We start from the raw sequence: 20,846 nt of genomic DNA, 5'->3' as shown, positions 1-20,846 counted from the left end.
TTTTTCCGGTGTGGGCCGTCTGCTGCGGGGTGCGCCTTGTGCCTTGGGCCCGGATCGTGAGATGAAGGAGACAAACCAATGACCCGCTACGCTGACTTTTACCGCCACTCCATCGACAACCGCGATGCCTTCTGGGGCGAGCAGGCGGCGCTCATTGACTGGCAAACCCCGCCCCAGCAGATCTGCGACTACAGCAACCCGCCGTTTGCCAAGTGGTTTGTGGGCGGCACCACCAACCTGTGCCACAACGCGGTAGACCGGCATCTCAAGACCCGGGCCGATCAGCCAGCATTGGTTGCCATCTCCACCGAAACAGACACCGAACGCAGCTACAGCTACGCAGAATTGCACGCAGAAGTGCAGCGCATGGCCGCCACCTTGCAGGGCCTGGGCGTGAAGAAGGGCGACCGGGTTCTGATCTACATGCCCATGATTGCCGAGGCCGCATTTGCGATGCTGGCGTGCGTGCGCATCGGGGCCTTGCATTCGGTGGTGTTTGGCGGCTTCGCCTCGGGCTCACTGGCGTCCCGCATTGAAGACGCAGAACCCGTGGTTGTGGTCAGCGCCGATGCTGGTTCGCGCGGCGGAAAAGTGGTGCCGTACAAGCCCCTGCTGGACGAAGCCATTGCCCTGTCGGCCCACAAGCCGGCCGCTGTGTTGATGGTCAACCGGGGACTCGCCCCCATGGACTGGCAAGCCGGGCGCGATCACGACTGGGCCAGCCTGCGCGAACAACATTTGAACGCCAGCGTGCCTTGCGAATGGGTGGAGTCCACGCACCCCAGCTACACCCTGTACACCAGTGGCACCACCGGCAAGCCCAAGGGCGTGCAGCGTGACACCGGCGGCTACACCGTGGCGCTGGCTGCCAGCATGAAGCATATTTTTGATGCGCAGGCCGGCCAGACCTACTTCGCCACCAGCGACATCGGCTGGGTGGTGGGGCACAGCTACATCATCTACGGCCCGCTTATCGCAGGCATGACCACCATCATGTACGAAGGCCTGCCCACTCGCCCTGACGCAGGTGTGTGGTGGAGCATTGTGGAAAAGTACAAGGTCACGCACATGTTCTCGGCCCCTACGGCCGTGCGTGTGCTCAAGAAGCAAGACCCCAGCTGGCTCAAGAAATACGATGTCTCCAGCCTCAAGGCCCTGTGGCTGGCGGGAGAGCCCTTGGACGAACCCACAGCGCAATGGATCAGCGACGCACTGGCCGTGCCCATCATCGACAACTACTGGCAGACCGAAACTGGCTGGCCTATTTTGACCCTGGCCAACGGTGTGGAGCAGCAAACCACGCGCTTTGGCAGCCCCGGCAAGGCCATGTATGGCTATGCGGTGAAGATCGTGGACGAGTCCACCGGCGAAGAGCTGACTGGCCCCAACCAGAAGGGCGTGGTGGGCATTGAAGGCCCGTTGCCGCCCGGCTGCATGCAGACCGTGTGGCGCGATGACGCACGCTTCGTCAACACCTACTGGAAGAGCATCCCCGGCCGCTTGCTGTACAGCACGTTTGACTGGGGGATTCGTGACGCTGACGGCTACCACTTCATCCTGGGCCGTACGGATGACGTGATCAACGTTGCTGGCCACCGCCTGGGCACCCGCGAAATCGAGGAGAGCATTGCATCGCACCCCAACATTGCCGAGGTGGCGGTGGTGGGCGTGGCCGACCAGCTCAAGGGCCAGGTGGCCATGGCCTTTGCCGTGGCCAAGGATGCCTCGGGGCTCGATTCTGACGCGGCCCGCCTGAAGCTGGAAGGCGAGGTCATGAAGCAGGTAGACCACCAGCTGGGCGCCGTGGCACGGCCATCACGCGTGTATTTTGTGAACGTGCTGCCCAAGACCCGCAGCGGCAAGCTGCTGCGCCGTGCGCTGCAGGCCGTGGCCGAGCGCCGCGACCCGGGGGATCTGACCACGATGGACGACCCCGCCGCCCTGCAACAGGTGAAGGATCTGGTGGGTTGAATCGGCGACCTGGCACGGCGCCCAGAGCGCTGTGATCAATCGGCCCATTCACTGCGGTGGCCTGGCGACAAAGGCTTGTTTGCCGTGCCGTTCAAACCCTGACTGCTCGTAAAAGCGCAGGGTGTTTTCGTCTTTCCGGCCAGTCATCAGCATGACTTTGTAGCAGCGCGCGTGCCAGGCATGGGCAAGGGCGTGCCGCAGCAGCGCACGCCCCCAGCCCTGGCCCCTGTGGGCTGATTGCGTCACCACGTTCTCAATGACGCCGAAAGGGCGGCATGCGCGCTTCAGATTCGGGATGATGGTGAGCGTGCAAGACGAGATCAATTGGCCCCCATCCCATCCGCCAAAGTATTGAATGCGCGGGTTGGCCAGCGCTTCTGCCCACACGGCTTGTACCTCAGGGGCAGAGGGGAGCGGGTCGTCGTGTTCGTGCAGGTGGGTGTAGAGCCCGAGCAGAGGAGCCAGGTCGTCGGCGCGCAGTTCGCGGATGTTCAAAACCAGTCTCCCGGGATTGCTATCTATTTATTTGCTATCAAATTAATAGCTGCTACCGCTTATGGATTGAGCGTTAGGTCGCTATTTGGGCTGGATTTAAACCAACCGGTTCCGATGCCATCCCGCAGGTGGCTGCCAGGTGCGCGTCCATCCCACAAAGTCTTCAAGCGGCATGGGTTTGCCGATGCAGTAGCCCTGGGCCTGGGGGCAGCCCAGTTGCAGCAGCATCTGGCCTTGCTCGATAGTCTCCACCCCTTCTGCAATGACACGGTAGCCAAACGAGCGGGCCAGGCCAATCACGCCCTGGACGATGGCCAGATCTCCGGGGTCGTTCATCATGCCGTGCACAAAGCTCTGGTCGATCTTGAGCGTGTCCATGGGCAAGCGCCGCAGGTACGTCAATGACGAGTAGCCGGTGCCAAAGTCGTCCAGCGACACCGCCACCCCCAAGGCCCGCAGCGATTCGAGCGTGCCGGTCACAGCGTGCAGGTCATACAGGGCCGCGCTTTCGGTGATTTCGATCTCCACCATGTGCCCCGGCACACCTGGGTGGCGCTGCAGGCACTGCGCCACCCAGGTAGCAAAGTCGTTTTGCTGCAACTGCTGGGCGCCCACGTTGATGCTCATGGGCAGCTCAATGCCCAGCGCTTGCAGCTTTTCAAGCTTGTGCAGGGCGGCTTCGATGACCCACTGGCCGAAAACGATTTCCAGTTCGGTGCCTTCGATGAGCGGCAAGAACTCGCCGGGGGCCAGCACGCCGCGTTCGGGGTGCCTCCAGCGTACCAGCGCTTCGGTACCCGCCACGGTGCCCATGCGCATGTCCACCTTGGGCTGCAGGTACAGGGTGAACTGCTCTTCGTCCAGTGCGTTGCGCATGCGCTGGGCCTGCTCGCGCAGCACCTGCACCGCCCGGTCCTGCACGGCATCGAACAGGTGAAAGCGGTTGCGTCCCGCCTGTTTGGCAGCGTACATGGCCTGGTCGGCATGGCGCAGCAGGGTGTCAGCATCGGCGTCGTCCGACGGGAACAAGGTGTAGCCAATGCTGGCGGTGACCACCACGCGTTCGGAATCCAGCGGATAGGGGGCGGCCACGCTTTCCATCACGCGGTGCAAACGGGTTTCGCAGTCGGCGCGCGATTCCAGTCCGGGGAGCAGAAGTACGAATTCATCACCCCCCAGGCGGGCCACGCAGTCGTCCGTGCGCAGCGCACGCGACAGACGCCCGGCCACAGCCATGAGAAGGCGGTCGCCCGCACCGTGGCCAAAGCGGTCGTTGACGGGTTTGAAGCCATCCAGATCCAGGTAGGCGACCCCCAGCAGCGTTCCATGCTGGCGGGCGCGCATCATGGCTTCTTGCAGCTTGCGCGCCAGCAACACGCGGTTGGGCAGGCCAGTCAGTGCGTCGAAGTGGGCGAGCTTTTGCAGCAGCACCTCCTGCTCGCGCTGCGGCGTCACGTCAATGGCCACCCCCAGCATGCGCTGCGGGGTGCCGCGTGCATCAAAGCTCACGATCTTGCCCAGATTGCGCACCCAGCGGGGCTTGTCGCTGCCCGTGCCTTCCAGGCGCCAGGTGGCGTCGAACGGTGTGGCCGGGTGGGCAGCGTGGCGCGCGATTTCGGCCGTGATGCGGTCCACATCGTCTGCTGAAACGGTCTGCGTCCAGCCCAGCGGCTCTGTGCTGGCAGCGGGGCCGCTGTTGCCCAGCAGGGCACGCCAGCGGCTGTCGCCGGTCACGGTGCCGGCTTGCAAGTCCCAGTCCCACAGGCCCAGCGATGCGGCCGAGATGGTGAGCGAGAGCAGTTCCTCGCGCTCGCGGATTTTCTCTTCGGTGCGCTTGCGGTCGGTGATGTCCTGGACTGAGAACATCCAGCAGGGCTCGCCGTCAAAGTCCGTCATGCGCATCGACTGCAACACCGTGCGTGGGGGGGCATTTCGGGGATGAATGGTGACTTCGTAGCCGTTGAGCTGGCTGGTGAGTGCGGCCGCCTGGATGAGGTTCTCGCGATCGGCCGGGGTAAACACGCCCAATTCAACCGAGGTGCGCCCCAGGGCCTCGCTGCGGGGAATGCCGAGCAACTTTTCCCAGGCGGGGTTGACTTCCACGTACTGCCCATCGCTGCAGCGCGACAGCCCCATGGGGAAGGGCATGAGCTGGAAGATGCGGGAGAAGCGCTCTTCCGACTGGCTCAAGCGCAGGCGCGCGCGTCGGGCTTCGTCAATGTCCTGCGTCACGCCCCGCAGCCGGACGACCTTGCCATGCTCCAGCACCGCCTCGCAGCGGGCCCTGATCCAGAGCCTGCGGCCATCGGCGCGCAGGATTTCCAAGTCCATGCTCTGCTCCTGACGATGGTCGATGCAGTCGTGGAGCTTCTGGCGCAACTCGGCCTGGTATTCGGGGGCCACGTACTGCGCGATGTAGTTTTCTGGCAGTGGGGTTTCCGCGGGCAGACCGTGGATCTCGAAGCACATGTCTGACCAGTACAGCAGCCCCTTGGTCAGGTCATGCTCCCAGGCGCCCAGCCTTGCCAGGCGGCCAGCTTGCTGCAGCAGGCCGTTGTGGGTCTTGAGTTCTTCGCTGATGCGCTCGGCCTCCGTCATGTCGTGGAAGACGAACACAAAGCCTTCTTGCCCGTTGATGTGCACGGGCCGAGCCGAGGTGAGCCCCGACACGGTGCTGCCATCCTGGCGCCGCGCACGCATGGGCAACTGGTGCGCCTGCCCGTTGCGCAGCACCGCGTGCAGCAGCCGGGTGTGTTCGTGCGGGGTGGCCCACAGGTTCAGCTCTTGCGAAGTGCGGCCCAGCACCTGATGGCGCGGTAGGCCCAGCAGGGCGCACAAGGCCGGGTTGGCTTCCAGCAGCCGTCCGTCGTTCATGCTGGCAATGCCAGCAGGGTCGGGCAGGGTGAGGTAGATGGTGCTTGACTTGGCCTCGGAAGCGCGCAGCGCGTCCTCCACTTCGTGGTGGGCGGTAATGTCCACATCCATGCCGGCCAGCCGCACGGGGCGGCCTTGGGCGTCGCGCTCGGCCACCGTGCCGCGCGACATGATCCAGCGCCACTGCCCGGCGTTGTTTTTGACACGAAACTCGGCTTCGTACGAGTCTTCCAGCCCCATGCGCGCGCGGGCGAGGTGGCTGGCCGTGCGTTCCGCATCTGCCGGGTGTCGCCGGGCAAACCAGCGCTCCCACAAGTCAGGGGCACTGGTGTCGTCGATGCCAAATGTGTTGTAGAAATGCCCCTCGCAGCGATACTCCTTGCGCTGCACCAGCCATTCCCAGCGCCCGCCGTTGAGCGAATCGAGGGTGAGGCGCAGTTGCTCCTCCCGCTGGGCCAGGGCTTCGTGGGCCTCACGCAGGGCCTGCATGGCGTGCACGCGCCCTGCCAGCAGCTGCCGGCCCGTGCCCAGCAGCAAAATACCTGCCCCGTGGTACCAGGGCAGCCGCACCAACGCAGCTTGCAGGGACGAGGGCGCAGGGGCGGCGCCACTGACCAGCAGGCAGGCGTAAGTGACGGGTGGCAGCAGGGCTGCCAGCACCAGCATGCTGATCCACAGGCGCGCAGGGCGGTCGTCTTGCAGCGCATACCAGCGTGTGGCAGCGCCCGCCAGGCATGCACCTGCCAGCACGCTGATCGCAGCGCCCCAGTGCGGCTGGGGGAGGGCGAGCTGGGCCGCGAGCGCGATGGCGGCGGAAACCAGGGCCGCCAAGGGCCCGAAGTACAGCCCCAAAAAGGCCGTGGCCGTGGGGTGCACCACCACCGCCATACCGTCTGGCCCAGAGCGCAAGCTCAGCAGCACCAGCGCAGACACCCCACCACCGACCAGACCCGCAATCAGCTGGCTGCGCCGGCTGGGGCGCAGCAACTCAACTGGCTCCAGCCAGGCCAGTGTGATGACAACAAGAACGAGCAGGCCACCAGCCAGCAGCAAAAAAGAAATCATGAAACCGGTGGGCGTAGGCGGGCGTTGAAACCATCCTCTGCCCATGATTCGGGTTTCTGACCACAGATGCCCGCAGGGAAAAACGCAGGCGGCAAGAGGGCCTGTTCAAAAGCGTGGAGGGAATGCACAAGAGCCAGAGCGGGAAGGGAGCAGAGGCGCATTGGACAGCCCATGGCCAGAACTATTGGATGGCGCTGCTGCGCAAAAAAGTGCCTTGCAAGGCGCTGAACCGCATGGCGGCGGCGACACGGGGCGCCGGGGCGCTTCTCCAACAAGGCTTCAAACAGGTTCTGGGCACCATCCCCCGAGTTTAGGCGCTCTCCACCCGTTTGGGCCGGGGCCACAGCCTTGTGACAAGCCCGGTTGACAAGAGCGTTCCGCCCACGATGACCACCGCGCAGCCCAGCATCCACAGGGTCACGGCTTCGTTCAGGAACAGGCTGCCATAGAGCACGGCAAACAGCGGCGTGATGAAGGTGACGGCCAGGGCGCGGCTGGGGCCAGCGCGCTCGATCAGGCGGAAGTACAGGATGTAGGCCAGGGCGGTGCACAGCAGGGCAATGGCCCCGATGGCGGCCCAGGCCCGCAGCCCTGGCGTGTGTGCTGGCCAGAACCACACGGTGGGCAGTGCCAGCGCCAGCGCTGCGCCCAACTGGCTGCCGGTGGCGGTGGCAATCGGCGGGATACCCATGAGCCTGCGCCGCGCATAGCTGGCCGCAATGCCGTAGCAGCACGAGGCGGCCAGGCACGCCGCAATGGCCCAGCCCGCCTGGTCCGACTTGACGCCCACGCCCGCGGGTGCCCGCCATGCCAAAAGCGCCACGCCCACAAAACCCAGCGCCAGGCCCAGCCATCGCAGCCGGTTGATGCGGTCGCCCAGCCACAGCCAGGCCACCAGCGCGCCAAACAGCGGCACCGTGGCGTTCAGGATCGATGTGAGTCCGGTGGCAATGTGCATGACCGCCCAGGAAAACAAGGCAAACGGAATGGCCGAATTGACCACCCCTGCCAGCAAGATGGGGCGCCAGTGCTGGCGCAGCGCGGGCCACTGCCCCTGGCGCAGCAGCACGGGCCACAGCAGCGCCGTGGCCAGCGCCACCCGCAGGCCCGCCGTGGCGATGGGGCCAAACTCTGCGGCCCCCATGCGCATGAAGAGAAAGGAGGCGCCCCACAAAGAGGCCAGAAAAACGAATTCGCCCAACCATGAAGACATGGGCGCCTGGGAAGTCACTGTCACGCGGGGTGCTTTCTGTGCGGTGGAAGGCCAGCGGGGTGGCTGAGCCCGTTGTGGAGTGGGCCCAGGCACATGCCGCTTTCGCCCTCAGCGGGGCGAGCCCTGCATTGTCGTGGTTTGCAGGGCGTCTTGTGGGGCTCAAAAGGCGGCTGTCGGTGCGAGTGGCTTTCAAGCCATACCTTGTTCCAGCGCCAGCAGGGCTGCCTTGCGCGGCAGGCCACCGGCGTAGCCCGTTAGGCTGCCGTCGCTGCCCAGCACCCGGTGGCAGGGCACCACCACGCTGATGGGGTTGCGCCCCACGGCTGCAGCCACAGCACGCGCGGCGCTGGGGCGGCCCAGGGACTGGCTCAGCACCGCATACGTGGTGGTGTGCCCGTACGGCAACGCCAGCAGGGCCTGCCACACGGCTTGCTGAAAGGCGGTGCCGGCCGACAGGTCCAGCGGCAAGTCAAACCCCCTGCGTTGGCCTTGCAGGTACTGCTGCAATTGGGTTGCGGCTTGCTGCAAGGTGGGGTGTTGCGGCGCGGGTGCCCAGGCAGGCTGGCCGAGCAGGGCGGGCGGAAAGTGCTTTTGCCCCTCAAACCACAAGCCCGCCAGGCCCTGCGCCGTGGCGGCCAGCCAGACGGGGCCCTGAGAGGTGGTGATGCAGGTCTGGACGGTGTCAGGTGCGTATTTCATAAAATATCAATCAAAAAGGCATTGAGACCAATGGCAGTAAGCACCACCAGCTATTGATTTGATAGTGATTGCGGTGCTGGCTGGGGATGTTCGGCCGCGGGCGCGGTTCCTTCCAGGGTGGCCCACGCGCGTACCACGGCATAGCTGCGCCAGGGCTGCCAGCGCAAAGACGCCTCGGTTGCCGCCTTGGCTGGCTGCTTTTGGCCTTGCACGCCCAATGCCTTGTGCAACGCCACATCGCCCGCCACGAAGGCATCGGGCCAGCGCAGCACCCGCATGGCGATGTACTGCGCCGTCCAGTCGCCAATGCCGGGCAAGGCGCGCAGGGCCTGGGTGGTGGCCAGCACATCGGCGCTGCCGTCCAGCACCAGGCGGCCTTCGTCTACCGCGCGGGCCAGGGCCACGATGGCCGCCTGGCGTTGGCGCACGATGCCCAGTTGCCCCAGCGCTTCGCCCTCGGCCCGCGCCAGCACAGCGGCCGCGGGAAACAGCCGCTGCAGCTGGGGCCACGGGGTGTCGATGGGCTCGCCAAAGCGCTCCACCAGCCGCTGGCCCAGCGTGCGGGCAGCGGCCACGGTGATCTGCTGGCCCAGCACGGCGCGCACGGCCAGCTCTAGCCCATCCCAGGCGCCGGGCACGCGCAGGCCGTCGCCGTGTGGAAAGTCGCCGTGCAGCACGGCGTTGATGGCGCCAGGGTCTGCGTCCAGGTCCAGCAGGCCGCGCACGCGCCGTATCACCGAGGGCAGTGCGGGGTAAAGGCTATCGCTGGTTTGCAGCAGCACCTGGTGGCGGGGCAGGTCGAACTGCGCCTGCACCCAGCCGGTCAACACGCGCGAGCCTGCCGCTTCGTGGACTGTGAGCCGCACGGTGCGGCGCAGGCAGGGTGCCGCGCCATCGGCCTGGGCCCATTCCACCCCCGCAAACTGCCGCTTGGCAAAGAAGGCCAGCAGGGCCTGGGCATCCAGCGGGGGGCGGTAAGCCAGGCGCAGCGTGCCGGTAGCACCCTCGCCAGCCACCGCGCCGCTGCGCCGCAGGGCCGTGGGGCTCAGGCCGTAGTGCTGGGCAAATGCGGCATTGAAGCGGCGCACGCTGCCAAAGCCACTGGCCAGCGCCACCTCGGTGACGGGCAAGGGGGTGTCGGTCAGCAGCTGCTTGGCCGTCAGCAACCGGCGGGTTTGCAGGTATTGCAGGGGCGATAAGCCCAGTTGCGCCTCAAACAGGCGCCGCAGGTGCCGGTCGCTCACGCCTAGCCGTTCGGCCAGGGGGAGGGCGCCTTGCAGGGCATCGGGGGCATCCAGCAGGCGCAGGGCGTGCTGCACCAGCAAATGCCCGGCATCTTGTGTGGACCAGATGAGCGAGGCTGGTGACACCTCGGGCCTGCACCGCAGGCAGGGCCTGAAACCGGCTTTTTCCGCCTGGGCCGCCAGGTCAAAGAAGCGGCAGTTCTCGCGCTTGGGCGTGCGCACGGCACACACCGGGCGGCAGTAGATGCCCGTGGAAGTGACGCCTGTGAAAAAGCGCCCGTCAAACCGTGCGTCGCGTGCGCACAAGGCCATGTAGCGGCCTTCATTCTGCTCGGTGGGCGGGGCAGCGGCGGTACGGTCGAGGTGGGGCGCGGTCATGGGGTCATCATAGGCCGCAGGTGCGCAAACACTGGCCGTTTTCGGACATGTGCCTTGGGCACTACGGGCGAGAGATTCGCTGGGGCTGGTGGGCGCGCCGGCGGCTTTCAGGGGCGGGCACTTGCGCCGCGCACCTACAATCCAGCGGTCTTTTGCCGGGCACCATGGCCGCCCAGCTTCCAGGGCCGGCTTGATCGGTCAGGCCCTGGTTTCCCCGAACTTTTTCCTTGAAAGGCCCTTACGTGCAAACAACACCCGCCATCTTCAAAGCCTATGACATTCGCGGCATCGTGCCCTCTACCCTGAACGAATCGGTGGCCCTGGGCCTGGGCCGGGCGTTTGGCACGGCGGCCCGTGCGCAGGGCGAGCGGGTGGTGGCGGTAGGGCGCGACGGGAGGCTGTCTGGCCCCGGCTTGGCTGCAGCCCTCATCCAGGGCCTGGTGGAGGCGGGCCTGGAAGTGATCGACGTGGGTATGGTCACCACGCCCATGCTGTACTTCGCGGCGCACACGCTGTGCACCAGCGGCATCCAGGTCACGGGCAGCCACAACCCCAAGGACTACAACGGCTTCAAGATGGTGCTGGCAGGCCGCGCCATTTATGGCGAGGAAATCCAGGCCCTGCGCCGCACCATGGAAGAGGAAAGCTGGCAACTGCAGCCCGGTGGCAGCGTGCGCCAGGCCGATGTGCTGAGTGCCTACCGCGAGCGCATCGTGAGCGACGTGAAACTGGCCCGCCCCATGAAGGTGGTGGTGGACTGCGGCAACGGCATTGCGGGTGCATCGGCCCCGGCCATCTTCCGCGCGCTGGGTTGCGAGGTGATTGAGCTGTTCTCGGAGGTGGATGGCAATTTCCCCAACCACCACCCCGACCCCAGCAAGCCAGAAAACCTGCGCGACCTGATCGCCGCCTTGCAGGCCAGCGATGCGGAACTGGGCCTGGCGTTTGACGGCGACGGCGACCGGCTGGGCATCGTCACGAAGGACGGCACCAACATCTTCCCCGACCGCCAGATGATGCTGTTTGCGCAAGACGTGCTCTCGCGCGTGCCCGGCGGTGAGATCGTTTTTGACGTGAAGTGCACCCAGCGCCTGGCGCCCGCCATTGCCCAGGCGGGTGGTGTGCCGGTGATGTTCAAGACCGGCCATTCGCTCATCAAGGCCCGCATGAAGGAAACCCACTCGCCGCTGGGTGGCGAGATGAGCGGGCACATTTTCTTCAAGGAACGCTGGTTCGGTTTTGACGATGGCACCTACGCAGGCTGCCGGCTGCTCGAAATCCTGAGCCGCAGCGCAGACCCCAGCGCCGTGCTCAACGCTCTGCCCACCAGCCACTCGACACCCGAACTGAATGTGACCTGCGCCGAGGGCGAGCCGCACCGCCTCACGGCCGAGCTGCAAGCCCTGGCAACCCGCGCCTTTGCCGCACCTGCGCAGATCAACACCATTGACGGCCTGCGCGTGGATTGGCCCGATGGTTTCGGCCTGATCCGCGCCAGCAACACCACGCCCGTGCTGGTGCTGCGTTTTGAAGGCCATACGCCCGAAGCGCTGCACCGCATCGAGGCGGCCATGCTGGCCCTGCTGGAGAAGGTCAAGCCCGGTGCGCAGATTGGCGCCGCCAGCCATTGACCTCGGCTGGGTCTCGTCTGCTTACGGACGAGGCCACTCCGTGCGCCCTTTGCGTATGAACTTCCTCTTTTCCCCGTCCCGGCCCAGCCGAGGATTTGCCCGGCGTTGGCTTTGGGTGCGTGAGGCCGTTGCACCATGAGCTTTGCCCGCGCGTTGTACAGCGCCATTACCTGGGGGGCTCAGCCTTTGCTGCGCCGCAAGTTGCGCCGCCGCGCGCGTGCTGAGCCCGGGTACGCCGTGGCCGTGCACGAGCGCTTTGGCCGCTATGCCCAGCCCTTGGACAGCTTGGTGGGGCACAGCGGCATGGATGCGCTGGGGCGCTTTGTGTGGGTTCATGCGGTATCTCTGGGCGAAACGCGGGCGGCAGCCATTTTGCTGCGCGAGTTGCGCGCGCAACTGCCGGGCATGCGCCTGCTGCTCACCCATGGCACGGCCACGGGCCGGGCAGAGGGTGAAAAGCTCTTGCAGCCTGGTGATGTGCAGGTATGGCTGCCCTGGGACACGCCCGGCGCCGTGGCGCGCTTTCTGCGGCAGTTTCGCCCCGCCATCGGCGTGCTGATGGAGACGGAGGTCTGGCCGAATCTGATTGCTGCTTGCCAGCGCCGGGGCGTGCCCCTGGTGCTGGCCAACGCGCGCTTGAACGACAAGTCCTGGCGCGGCGCGCGGCGGCTGGCCCCTTTGGCGCTGCCGGCCTACCGGGCGCTGACGGCCGTGTGGGCACAGTCGCAGGCCGATGCCGAGCGGCTGCAAGACCTGGGTGCGCCGGTGCGCGGGGTGTTTGGCAACCTGAAATTTGACGTGGTGCCCGAGCCGGCGCAGATCGAGATGGGCCAGCGCTGGCGCATGCTCGCGGGCCGCCCGGTCGTCATGCTGGCCAGCAGCCGCGAGGGCGAGGAAGCCATGTGGCTTGAGTTTTTCAAGTCAAAACGCCCTGAAGGCCAATCAGATCAAGCGCAGGCTGCTTCGAAAAACATAGCAAATATTTCGCTTCCAGAGGTTCAATGGCTGATCGTTCCCCGCCACCCCAACCGGTTTGACGAAGTGGCGCGGCTGCTGCAGGACGCTGGCCTGCGTGTGGCCCGGCGCAGTGCCTGGCAGGGGGATGTGCCCGTGGCTGCAGACGTGTGGCTGGGCGATTCGATGGGTGAGATGGCCGCCTATTACACGCTGGCCGATGTGGTGCTGCTGGGCGGCAGTTTTGCCCCCCTGGGCGGGCAAAACCTGATCGAGGCGGCCGCCTGCGGCTGCCCGGTGGTGGTGGGGCCGCACACCTTCAACTTCGCCGAAGCGACGGAACTGGCCTGTGAAGCAGGTGCCGCCTGGCGCACCCCTGGGTTGCCTGCTGCGGTAGACAAGGCGCTGGCCCTGGTGCAGCACCCGTACGACCTGGAGAAAGCCCGCGCAGCCGCCACTGCCTTTGCCCAGGCCCACCGGGGTGCTGCGCGCGCCACGGCCCGCCAGGTGGCTGACCTGCTGGGCGTTGCAGCTTGATCGGCCAAAGACTGAAGGCTGCTGGAGGTGCTGCGGCCGCACCGCCGTGCCAGCCTTGACACGCCAACGCTGGTAAGTAGGACCCCCTCAGTGCGCCGCAGTACCTAAGCGGTCGCCCAACGGTGCGCTTCTGGGGCGGGGGGGTGGTCTGCAGCATGGTGGCGATGGCAGCCCAGATGGGCTCGCCCGACAAAACAGACGCCCCCAATTCCGTGGTGGGCAGGCGCGCCTCGGCCGCGAGGGCGGCGAAATGCTGCGAAAGGTCGTCACTGAGCCTGGAGTTCACCAGCAGCACCTGGGGGATGGAGTACAGCATCGCCGGATGCCGCATGGCGTGCTCGACCAGCTGCAAGTCTTTGCTGGCGGCGTGGTTGCGGGTGAGCAGCACGGCCACTTCCACCTTGCTGAGCAGGGGGTATGACAAGGTGGAGTCCAGCAGATCCAGGGTGATGCCCACCATGCGCACCGCGCCCAGCGGGCCGGCCTCCACATCGACGTAATCGATGGGGAACATGTCCACCTCCCTCCCGGTGCTGGAGGCCTTGAGGGTTTGCGGATGGCCGCGAAAGCGGGTTGCCACCTGGCTGAAGATGGGGTTGAACCACAGTAGCGAACTGCTGAACACCGCCACCTGCCGAACTTTGCGGCGCGGCTGCGCTGGCGCGCTGGGCTCGTTGGGGGCAGGCAATGCCGTGCTGGGCATGAGGAAGTACCGAAACAGGTCCGGTATGGCCACCATGGAGTCCTGTGCGATGAACTGGTGCAAGCGCGCCAGGCGCTGCTGCATGTTTGTGGCGGGGGCAGGGCGCTCGACCACATTGGCGCTCCACTGGGCATAGCGCTGCCGCTTGATGGCCAGCGACAGCAGCACGGTGGGGGCCGTGGTGCCCCAAAAGCTGCTGATGTGGTGCACCAGGCTTTGCACCGCAGACCGTTCACCTTCCACCAGATGCAGGTAGTACCCATCAGCCAACGCCAGCAAACCGGTCAGGCCATGGCTTTGTGCAAGCGCCCGAGCCGACTGGATCAAGTTGCTCAGGGCCTTTGGCTGCGCAGCATCCGTTGGAACCTGGCCGTAGTAGCACACCAGGTAGAAAGGGTTCTTTGCCATGGATGCGAGGTGTTTTTGCGTAACAATTCCTCGCGATTATGGGTGCCTAAGGCCCATTCAGGCCATAGGGTCTGTTAACAATGTTTTCACGGGCCTGCCGCTGCCACGGCGGCAGGGCTGCCCGCTCAGGGCTGCCTGGCGGGGGCTAGCAGGCTGTTGATGCGTTGCACGTCTTCCAGGCCCAAGGTGCCTGCCGCTTGGCGCAGCTTGAGCGTGCCCAGCAGCACGTTGTAGCGGGCCTGGGCGAGGTCGCGCTTGGTCTGGTAGAGCTGGCTCTGGGCATTCAGCACGTCAATGTTGATGCGCACGCCCACCTGGTAGCCGAGCTTGTTGGCATCGAGCGCGCTCTGGCTGGAGGCTTCGGCCGCTTCCAGCGCCTGCACCTGACCTTGGCCAGACTGCACGCCGAAGAATGCCGACCGTGTAGCCTGGGCCACATTGCGGCGGGCGGTTTCCAGATCGGCTTCGGCCTTGGTTTCCAGCGCCAGGGTTTCCTTCACGCGGTTTTGCACTGCAAAACCAGCAAACAGAGGCAAGTTGAGCGCCACGCCGATGCTGGCCACGTTGGTGCGGCTGTTCACGCCGGGGGCGGTCAGGGTGCCATTGGGGTTGCGCGTGATGTTGTAGCCAGCCTGCAGGTCCACCGTGGGGCGGTGGCCGGTTTCGGCCTTTTTGGTTTCCAGGCGCGCAATGTCGAGTGCGATGGCGGCCTGCCGCACGCCGGGCTGCTGTGCCCGAGCGGTCTCGACCCAGTAATCCACGTTGGCTGGCTCGACCCGGGGCAGGGGCACGGGCTGGGCCAGTGGCACGGGCTGCGCGTTGGTCACGCCCACCAGTTGGTCGAGCGCCAGTTTTTTCACGCGCAGGTCGTTTTCAGCTGCAATTTCTTGCGCAATCACCAGGTCGTAGCGGGCCTGGGCTTCGCGTGAGTCGGTCACGGTGGAGGTGCCTACCTCGAAGTTGCGCTTGGCCGAGGCCAGTTGTTCAGACACTGCGGTTTTCTGGGCCTGCACGAAGGTCAGCGTGTCTTGCGCTGCCAGCACATCAAAGTAGGCCTGGCTTACGCGCACCAGCAGGTCCTGGGTGGCCGCGTCCAGTTGTGCCTGGGCCACGTCCACGCCGCGCTCGCCCTGTTCCACGGCAATGCGGTTGGCGGGGCGGTACAGCGGCTGCGATGCGTTCACGCCCAGGGTCTGGGTGTTGGCGGTGCGCTCCACGTCGGGGCGGCTGACGTCGGTTTGCGCGCGCGTCACCCCCGATGTGAGGGCGGCGCTGGGGCGCAGCCCGGCCTGGGCCTGGTCAGCGCGGCGGGCGGCGGCTTCCAGCTGAGCGCGGGCGGCCTGCCAGGTGGTGTCATAAGTGCGGGCAGATTCCACCAGCTCCATGAGGCTCTGCGCGTGCACGGGCGCGCACAGCAGGGCGCTCAAGGCGGCGCCGAGCGCCAGGGTCAGGTGAGTGGGCCGAAAAGCGGTCATGAAGGTCCTCAGAGTGTCTGCACAAAAGGGATGAAAACTGCTGGCCCCGGGGCCAAACCATCAGTAGCGGGGCACTGCGGGGTCGACTTCTGCCGACCAGGCATCGATGCCCCCTGAAATATTGGCCAAGTGTTCAAACCCGTGTTGCTCCAGGAAGGCCGCCACGTTCATGCTGCGCATGCCGTGGTGGCACAGGCAGGCAATGGGCTGGTCCTTGGGCAACTCGGCCAGGCGGGCGGGGATTTCTCCCATGGGGATGGCTCTGAGCTCAAACCCCTCGGCCCGCACACTGGCGGCTTGCAGTTCCCAGGGCTCACGCACGTCCAGTACCAGGGGCTGGGTGCCGGCGGCGTTGGCGGCAAACCAGGCAGCGAGTTGGGCTGGGCGAACGCGGGTGATCATGCAGAACTCCGAAGACAGTGGGTTAGAACGAGAAGCTTGAAGGCTCAGGGAAGTTCACCAGGCGGGGAGCGATGGTGTCCCAGGGGGAAGTGGTTTCAAACCGGTCGCCCTTGCGCTGGACCACGGTGAAGCGCATCACGGGGTCAGAGCCCACGATGGCACCCAGGCGACCGCCATCGCGTAGCAGGGACAGCAGGTTCTGGGGCACTTGCGCGACCGAACCGCTCAGCACGATCACATCAAAAGGGCCGTCTGGCACGGCATCACGGGCACCGTCACCCTGGCGCACTTCGGCGTTCTGGATGCCAGCGTTGCGCAAGTTTTCACGGCCCATACTGGCCAGCGTGGGGTTGATTTCGAGGGACACCACGCGCTCGGCCCGGTGGGCCAGCAGGGCCGCCATGTAGCCCGAGCCCGCGCCAATTTCCAGCACACGGTCAGTGGGCTGAACGCGCAGGTCTTGCAGGATGCGGGCTTCCACGCGGGGCTGCAGCATGCTTTGACCCTGGCGCACGGCCTCTTCCGCGTCATTGCCCAGCAGAGGCACTTCGATGTCAGCGAATGCCAGGCTGCGGTAAGCGGCTGGCACAAAGTCTTCGCGGCGCACGACGGACAGCAGCTCCAGCACGTCGGCATCCAGCACGTTCCAGGGCCGGATCTGTTGCTCGATCATGTTGTAGCGGGCCTGGGCGACGGGGTCGCTGATGTTGGCGGACGTGTTCAGTGGCAAATTCATCGAAGGTCTCCAGTGGGAGTGCGGGTCAGGACAAACCCCGAATTTTAGATGGCCCAGAGGTGCTGTGGCCGCGTCCCATCTTGCCAAGGGCCCAGCGCGCCAGGTCATCCATGTAGCAATACACCACGGGCACCACCACCAGCGTCAACAGCGAGGAGGTAATCACGCCCCCAATCACCGCCTGGCCCATGGGCGCGCGCTGCTCGGACCCTTCGGAAAGCGCAAACGCCAGGGGCACCATGCCGAAAATCATGGCTAGCGTGGTCATGAGGATGGGGCGCAGCCGCACGCGGGCAGCCAGCAGCAGGGCTTCGGCGCGGGGCAGGCCGGGCACGGTCTGGCCTGCGTCATTGACATGCTCTTCGCGGGCGCGGATGGCGAAGTCCACCAGCAGGATGGCATTTTTGGTGACCAGTCCCATCAGCATCACCACGCCGATGATGGAGAACATGGACAGCGTAGAGCGGAACATGAGCAGCGCCAGTACCACCCCGATGAGGGTGAGGGGCAGCGAGGTCATGAGCGCGAGTGGCTGCAAGAAGCTTTTGAACTGGCTGGCCAGAATCATGTAGATGAAGATGATGGCCATGACCAGGGCCGAGATGGCGTAGCCAAACGACTCGGCCATGTTCTTGGTGGAGCCACCAAACTGGTAGCGGTAGCCTGGGGGGAAGACAACGCTGTCTAGCGCCTTGCGGATGTCTGCCGACACCTCGCCGGCAGAGCGTTGTGCCACGTTGGCATTCACGGCCACCTCGCGCGTCAGGTCCCGCCGGTTGATTTGGTTGGCGCCGGTGGATTCGCTCACCTGGGCCACCTGGTTCAACCGCACGATCCGCGTGGTGCCATCGGCAGCGCTCAGGGCGAAGGGCAGGCGCTCCAGGTCTTGCGGGGCCGTGCGCGACTCAGGTGCCAGGCGCACGTTGACGTCGTAAGTCTGGTCGTCGGGAGCACGCCAGTTGCCCACCGTGGTGCCAGCCACCAGCGTGCGCAGCGACGTGGCCATTTGCGCCACGGAAAGGCCCAGGTCCGAAGCCACGTCGCGTTTGACCTCCAGCGCGATCACGGGCTTGTCGGGCTTGGCGCTGCTGTCCAGGTCCACCAAGCCGGGGATGTGGCGGATTTTTTCGCTCACTTCGGCCGTCAGGCGTTCCAGTTCGCGAAGGTCTGGCCCCTGCAGCGAGAACTCAATCTGCTTTTGCCCGCCCACCGGGTCCAGCAGCCCCACGTGGGTGACGGTAATGCCGGGCACGCGCTGCAGGCGTTCGCGCAGCACGGTAGACATCGCGTCCACGCTGCGGCTGCGGTCCTTGCGGTCCACCAGGCGCACGTAGATGCTGGCGTACATCTTCCCCTGGGCCGAGCCGGTGTTGATGGTGGCCAGCGTGTAGCGCACCTCTGGCAGCTCGCGCAAAATGCCTTCTACCTGCCGCGCCTTGGCCTCGGTGGCCTCCAGTGAGGAGCCCACGGGGGTGTAGAAATTGACGGTGGTCTCAGAGAAATCGGCCTTGGGCACGAATTCAGTGCCCAGCAGCGGCACCATGAAAATGCTCAACACGAAGATGCCCAGCGCAATGAACAGCGTGGCCAGCTTGTGTACCAGCGACCAGCGCAGGATGTGCTGGTAGCCCTCGGCCAATGCATCGGTCGCACGGTCAAACCCGCCGGTGACCCGGCCAATGGTCTTGTCGTAGAAGGTGACAGGCTCGGTGCGCTGGCCATGAGCGTGGATGCTCGGGTCGTGCCAGACGCTGGAGAGCATGGGGTCGAGCGTGAAGCTCACGAACATCGAGATCATCACCGCCGCCACGATGGTGATGCCGAACTCGTGGAAGAACTTGCCGATGATGCCGCCCATGAAGCCAATCGGCATGAACACCGCCACGATGGACAGGGTGGTGGCCAGCACCGCCAGGCCAATTTCCTGCGTGCCGTCCATGGCTGCCGCGTAGGCGCCTTTGCCCATTTGCACATGGCGCACGATGTTTTCGCGCACCACGATGGCATCGTCGATCAGCAGGCCCACGCACAGGCTCAGCGCCATCAGGGTGATCATGTTGATGGTGAAACCAAACATGTTCATGAACAGGAAGGTGCCGATCAACGCAATCGGCAGCGTCAGCCCCGTGATCACCGTGGAGCGCCAGGAGTTCAGGAACAGGAACACGATGAGCACCGTGAGCACGGCGCCTTCGATCAAGGTTTGGCGCACATTCGCCACCGCCACGCGGATGGGGCGGGAGCTGTCGCTGATCACTTCCAGCCGCACGCCAGGGGGCAGCAGTTTGCGGATGTCCACCACGGCAGCGTTGAGGCCATCCACCACTTCAATGGTGTTGTCACCTTGTGCTTTTTGCACCGACAGCAGCAGGGTGCGCTGTCCGTTGTAGAGGGCGAGGCTTTCCACCTCCTGCGCGCCATCGTTCACCCGCGCCACCTGGTCGAGGCGGATGGGCGCACTGGGCCCCGCCTGGCCTGCCGACGCAGCACCCTTGCGGGCCACGATGATGCGGCCAAAGTCTTCGGGGCGCTGCATGCGGGCATCGATCTGCACCACGCGTTCCTGGGCCAGCGAGCGGATGGCGCCCACGGGCAGATCCTGGTTTTCGTTGCGCACGGCAGAAACCACCTGCTCGGGCGTGACGCCGTAGGTCTCCAGCGCCTGCGGGTTCAGGTAGATGTTGATTTCGCGCTTGGTGGCGCCCACCAGGTTCACCGCGCCCACACCGCGCACGTTTTCCAGGCGTTTTTTCAGCACCTGCTCGGCCCAGGTCGTCAGCTCCACAGCGGAAGGCGCTGCCGTATTGGCGGTGGCACCCGCCTTGTCGTCGGGCAGCACGGCGAGGGACCATACGGGGCGGCTGGCCGGGTCAAAGCGCAGAACCCGGGGCTCTTTCACCTCGGTGCGCAGGTTGGGGCGCACGGTAGCCACTTTCTCGCGCACATCTTCGGCGGCCTTGCGTCCGTCAATGTGCAGCTGGAACTCGATGATCACTACCGCTGTGCCCTCGTAGCTGCGCGAGGTGAGGGCGTTGATGCCCGCGATGGAGTTGACACCTTCTTCAATCTTCTTGGTGACTTCGCTCTCGACAATCTCGGGTGAGGCGCCGGGGTAGTCCACCGTCACGACCACTACCGGGAAGTCGATGTTGGGAAACTGATCGACCTTGAGGCGTTGGTAGGAAAACAGGCCCAGCACCACGATGGCAAGCATCACCATCGTGGCAAACACGGGGTTCTTCAGGCTGACTTGGGTGAACCACATACCTGAGGCCTGCGGTTACTGGGCCGCACCAGAAGCGGGCAGGGCGGGCGCTGACGGCATTGCGGGTGCCGCCACCTGTGCAGCCGGTGCAGCCACCGCCGTGCCTTCGCGCAATGTTCCCAGCCGCCCCGCCACCACCGCGGTGCCTGCGGGCACGCCTTCAATGGCCACGAGCGTCTGTCCCTGTACCACGGCGCGCATGCCTGGGGTGACGGGCAGGTGTGCGATGCGGCCATTCTGAACGGCCTGCACATAGGGGCGGGGCTTGTCGGTGCGCACGGCGTCTAGCTCCACTGCCAGCACCTGCGTCTGGCCGGTGCTCAGCAGGCCCTGCACGAACATCCCCTGGCGCAACTGCGATGCTGATGCGGTATCCACGCGCAGGTACACCGGCACCGTGCGGCTGCCACCCTGGGCACTGGGGTTGATGCGAACCACGGTGGCGGTCACGTCCTGGCTGGATCCTTCGAGCTGAAGCCGCGCCTTCTGGCCGACGCGCACGGGCAGCGAATCTGCGGGGCTGAGCAGGGCTTCCAGCTCCAGACGGCTGGGGTCTACCACCTCCAGCACACGCCCATCGACCCCCACACGCTCGCCCGGTTGCGCCAGTCGCTGCGCCACCTGCCCAGAAATGGGGCTGCGCAGCACCGTGTCGTCCAGCGCCTTGCCGAACCGTACCATGATTTCGCCAATTTCGTCTTCCGTGACGATCAAGGGCGGGCAAAGCGCCACGGTATCGTTGGTCATCGCCCGGCAGAGCAACCCATGCTCCTGCGCGCGCGCCATGAAGAACGGC

The 20,846-nt window shown here is 65.6% G+C and carries 13 protein-coding genes and 1 pseudogene; 3 read left to right on the top strand and 11 right to left on the bottom strand.

All coding sequences use genetic code 11. From position 1 onward, the window contains the following. The first annotated feature begins 78 nt into the window (after positions 1–78). The gene (locus AADJ04_RS12585; RefSeq protein WP_341239824.1) at positions 79–1,971 is read left to right on the top strand and encodes a propionate--CoA ligase; all 1,893 of its coding nucleotides are present in this window, start codon (positions 79–81) and stop codon (positions 1,969–1,971) included. Positions 1,972–2,019: 48 nt separating this feature from the next. Here the strand turns inward: AADJ04_RS12585 and AADJ04_RS12580 are convergent, their stop codons facing one another. The 5 genes from AADJ04_RS12580 to AADJ04_RS12560 form a co-directional block, all read right to left on the bottom strand. After that, positions 2,020–2,466: a GNAT family N-acetyltransferase gene (locus AADJ04_RS12580; RefSeq protein ID WP_341239823.1), complete on the bottom strand. Its 447-nt coding sequence runs from the start codon at positions 2,464–2,466 to the stop codon at positions 2,020–2,022. A 96-nt stretch (positions 2,467–2,562) separates the two neighbouring features. After that, positions 2,563–6,405 (bottom strand): EAL domain-containing protein, encoded by a 3,843-nt coding sequence (locus AADJ04_RS12575; protein WP_341239822.1) that lies wholly within the window; start codon positions 6,403–6,405, stop codon positions 2,563–2,565. A 310-nt stretch (positions 6,406–6,715) separates the two neighbouring features. Beyond that, on the bottom strand, positions 6,716–7,618 hold the full coding sequence (locus AADJ04_RS12570; protein WP_341239821.1) for a DMT family transporter: 903 nt from the start codon (positions 7,616–7,618) through the stop codon (positions 6,716–6,718). A gap of 189 nt (positions 7,619–7,807) precedes the next feature. Then, positions 7,808–8,317 carry a methylated-DNA--[protein]-cysteine S-methyltransferase gene (locus tag AADJ04_RS12565; protein WP_341239820.1) on the bottom strand — a complete coding sequence of 170 codons (510 nt, stop codon included), beginning with the start codon at positions 8,315–8,317 and terminating at the stop codon, positions 7,808–7,810. 50 nt (positions 8,318–8,367) lie between these two features. After that, the gene (locus tag AADJ04_RS12560; protein ID WP_341239819.1) at positions 8,368–9,939 is read right to left on the bottom strand and encodes an AlkA N-terminal domain-containing protein; all 1,572 of its coding nucleotides are present in this window, start codon (positions 9,937–9,939) and stop codon (positions 8,368–8,370) included. 242 nt (positions 9,940–10,181) lie between these two features. On the opposite strand from AADJ04_RS12560, the gene AADJ04_RS12555 reads away from it, so the two are divergent. Together AADJ04_RS12555 and AADJ04_RS12550 are read left to right on the top strand one after the other, a co-directional pair. Further along, positions 10,182–11,570 carry a phosphomannomutase/phosphoglucomutase gene (locus AADJ04_RS12555; protein WP_341239818.1) on the top strand — a complete coding sequence of 463 codons (1,389 nt, stop codon included), beginning with the start codon at positions 10,182–10,184 and terminating at the stop codon, positions 11,568–11,570. A 135-nt stretch (positions 11,571–11,705) separates the two neighbouring features. After that, entirely contained in the window at positions 11,706–13,061 is a 1,356-nt protein-coding gene (locus AADJ04_RS12550) for a 3-deoxy-D-manno-octulosonic acid transferase (protein ID WP_341239817.1), read from the top strand. Between the two features lie 835 nt (positions 13,062–13,896). Here AADJ04_RS12550 and AADJ04_RS12545 read toward each other — a convergent pair. From AADJ04_RS12545 to AADJ04_RS12520, 6 genes and pseudogenes are all read right to left on the bottom strand, one after another. After that, positions 13,897–14,172: pseudogene (locus tag AADJ04_RS12545) on the bottom strand (BLUF domain-containing protein); the annotation flags it as partial. A gap of 125 nt (positions 14,173–14,297) precedes the next feature. After that, positions 14,298–15,647: a TolC family outer membrane protein gene (locus tag AADJ04_RS12540; protein ID WP_341239816.1), complete on the bottom strand. Its 1,350-nt coding sequence runs from the start codon at positions 15,645–15,647 to the stop codon at positions 14,298–14,300. Positions 15,648–15,707: 60 nt separating this feature from the next. Beyond that, a complete protein-coding gene (locus tag AADJ04_RS12535) occupies positions 15,708–16,049 on the bottom strand; it encodes a rhodanese-like domain-containing protein (protein WP_341239815.1) in 342 nt (113 codons plus the stop codon). Positions 16,050–16,071: 22 nt separating this feature from the next. Next, positions 16,072–16,785 carry a protein-L-isoaspartate O-methyltransferase gene (locus tag AADJ04_RS12530; protein ID WP_341239814.1) on the bottom strand — a complete coding sequence of 238 codons (714 nt, stop codon included), beginning with the start codon at positions 16,783–16,785 and terminating at the stop codon, positions 16,072–16,074. 25 nt (positions 16,786–16,810) lie between these two features. After that, a complete protein-coding gene (locus tag AADJ04_RS12525; RefSeq protein ID WP_341239813.1) occupies positions 16,811–20,050 on the bottom strand; it encodes an efflux RND transporter permease subunit in 3,240 nt (1,079 codons plus the stop codon). A 15-nt stretch (positions 20,051–20,065) separates the two neighbouring features. Beyond that, positions 20,066–20,846: HlyD family efflux transporter periplasmic adaptor subunit (locus AADJ04_RS12520; protein WP_341239812.1), on the bottom strand; the 781-nt coding region annotated here is incomplete at its 5' end.

It is taken from the genome of uncultured Acidovorax sp. (genome assembly GCF_964021665.1).
Classification (GTDB): Bacteria; Pseudomonadota; Gammaproteobacteria; order Burkholderiales; family Burkholderiaceae_C; genus Acidovorax; species Acidovorax temperans.
This window is presented reverse-complemented; position numbering and strand designations above follow the sequence as displayed.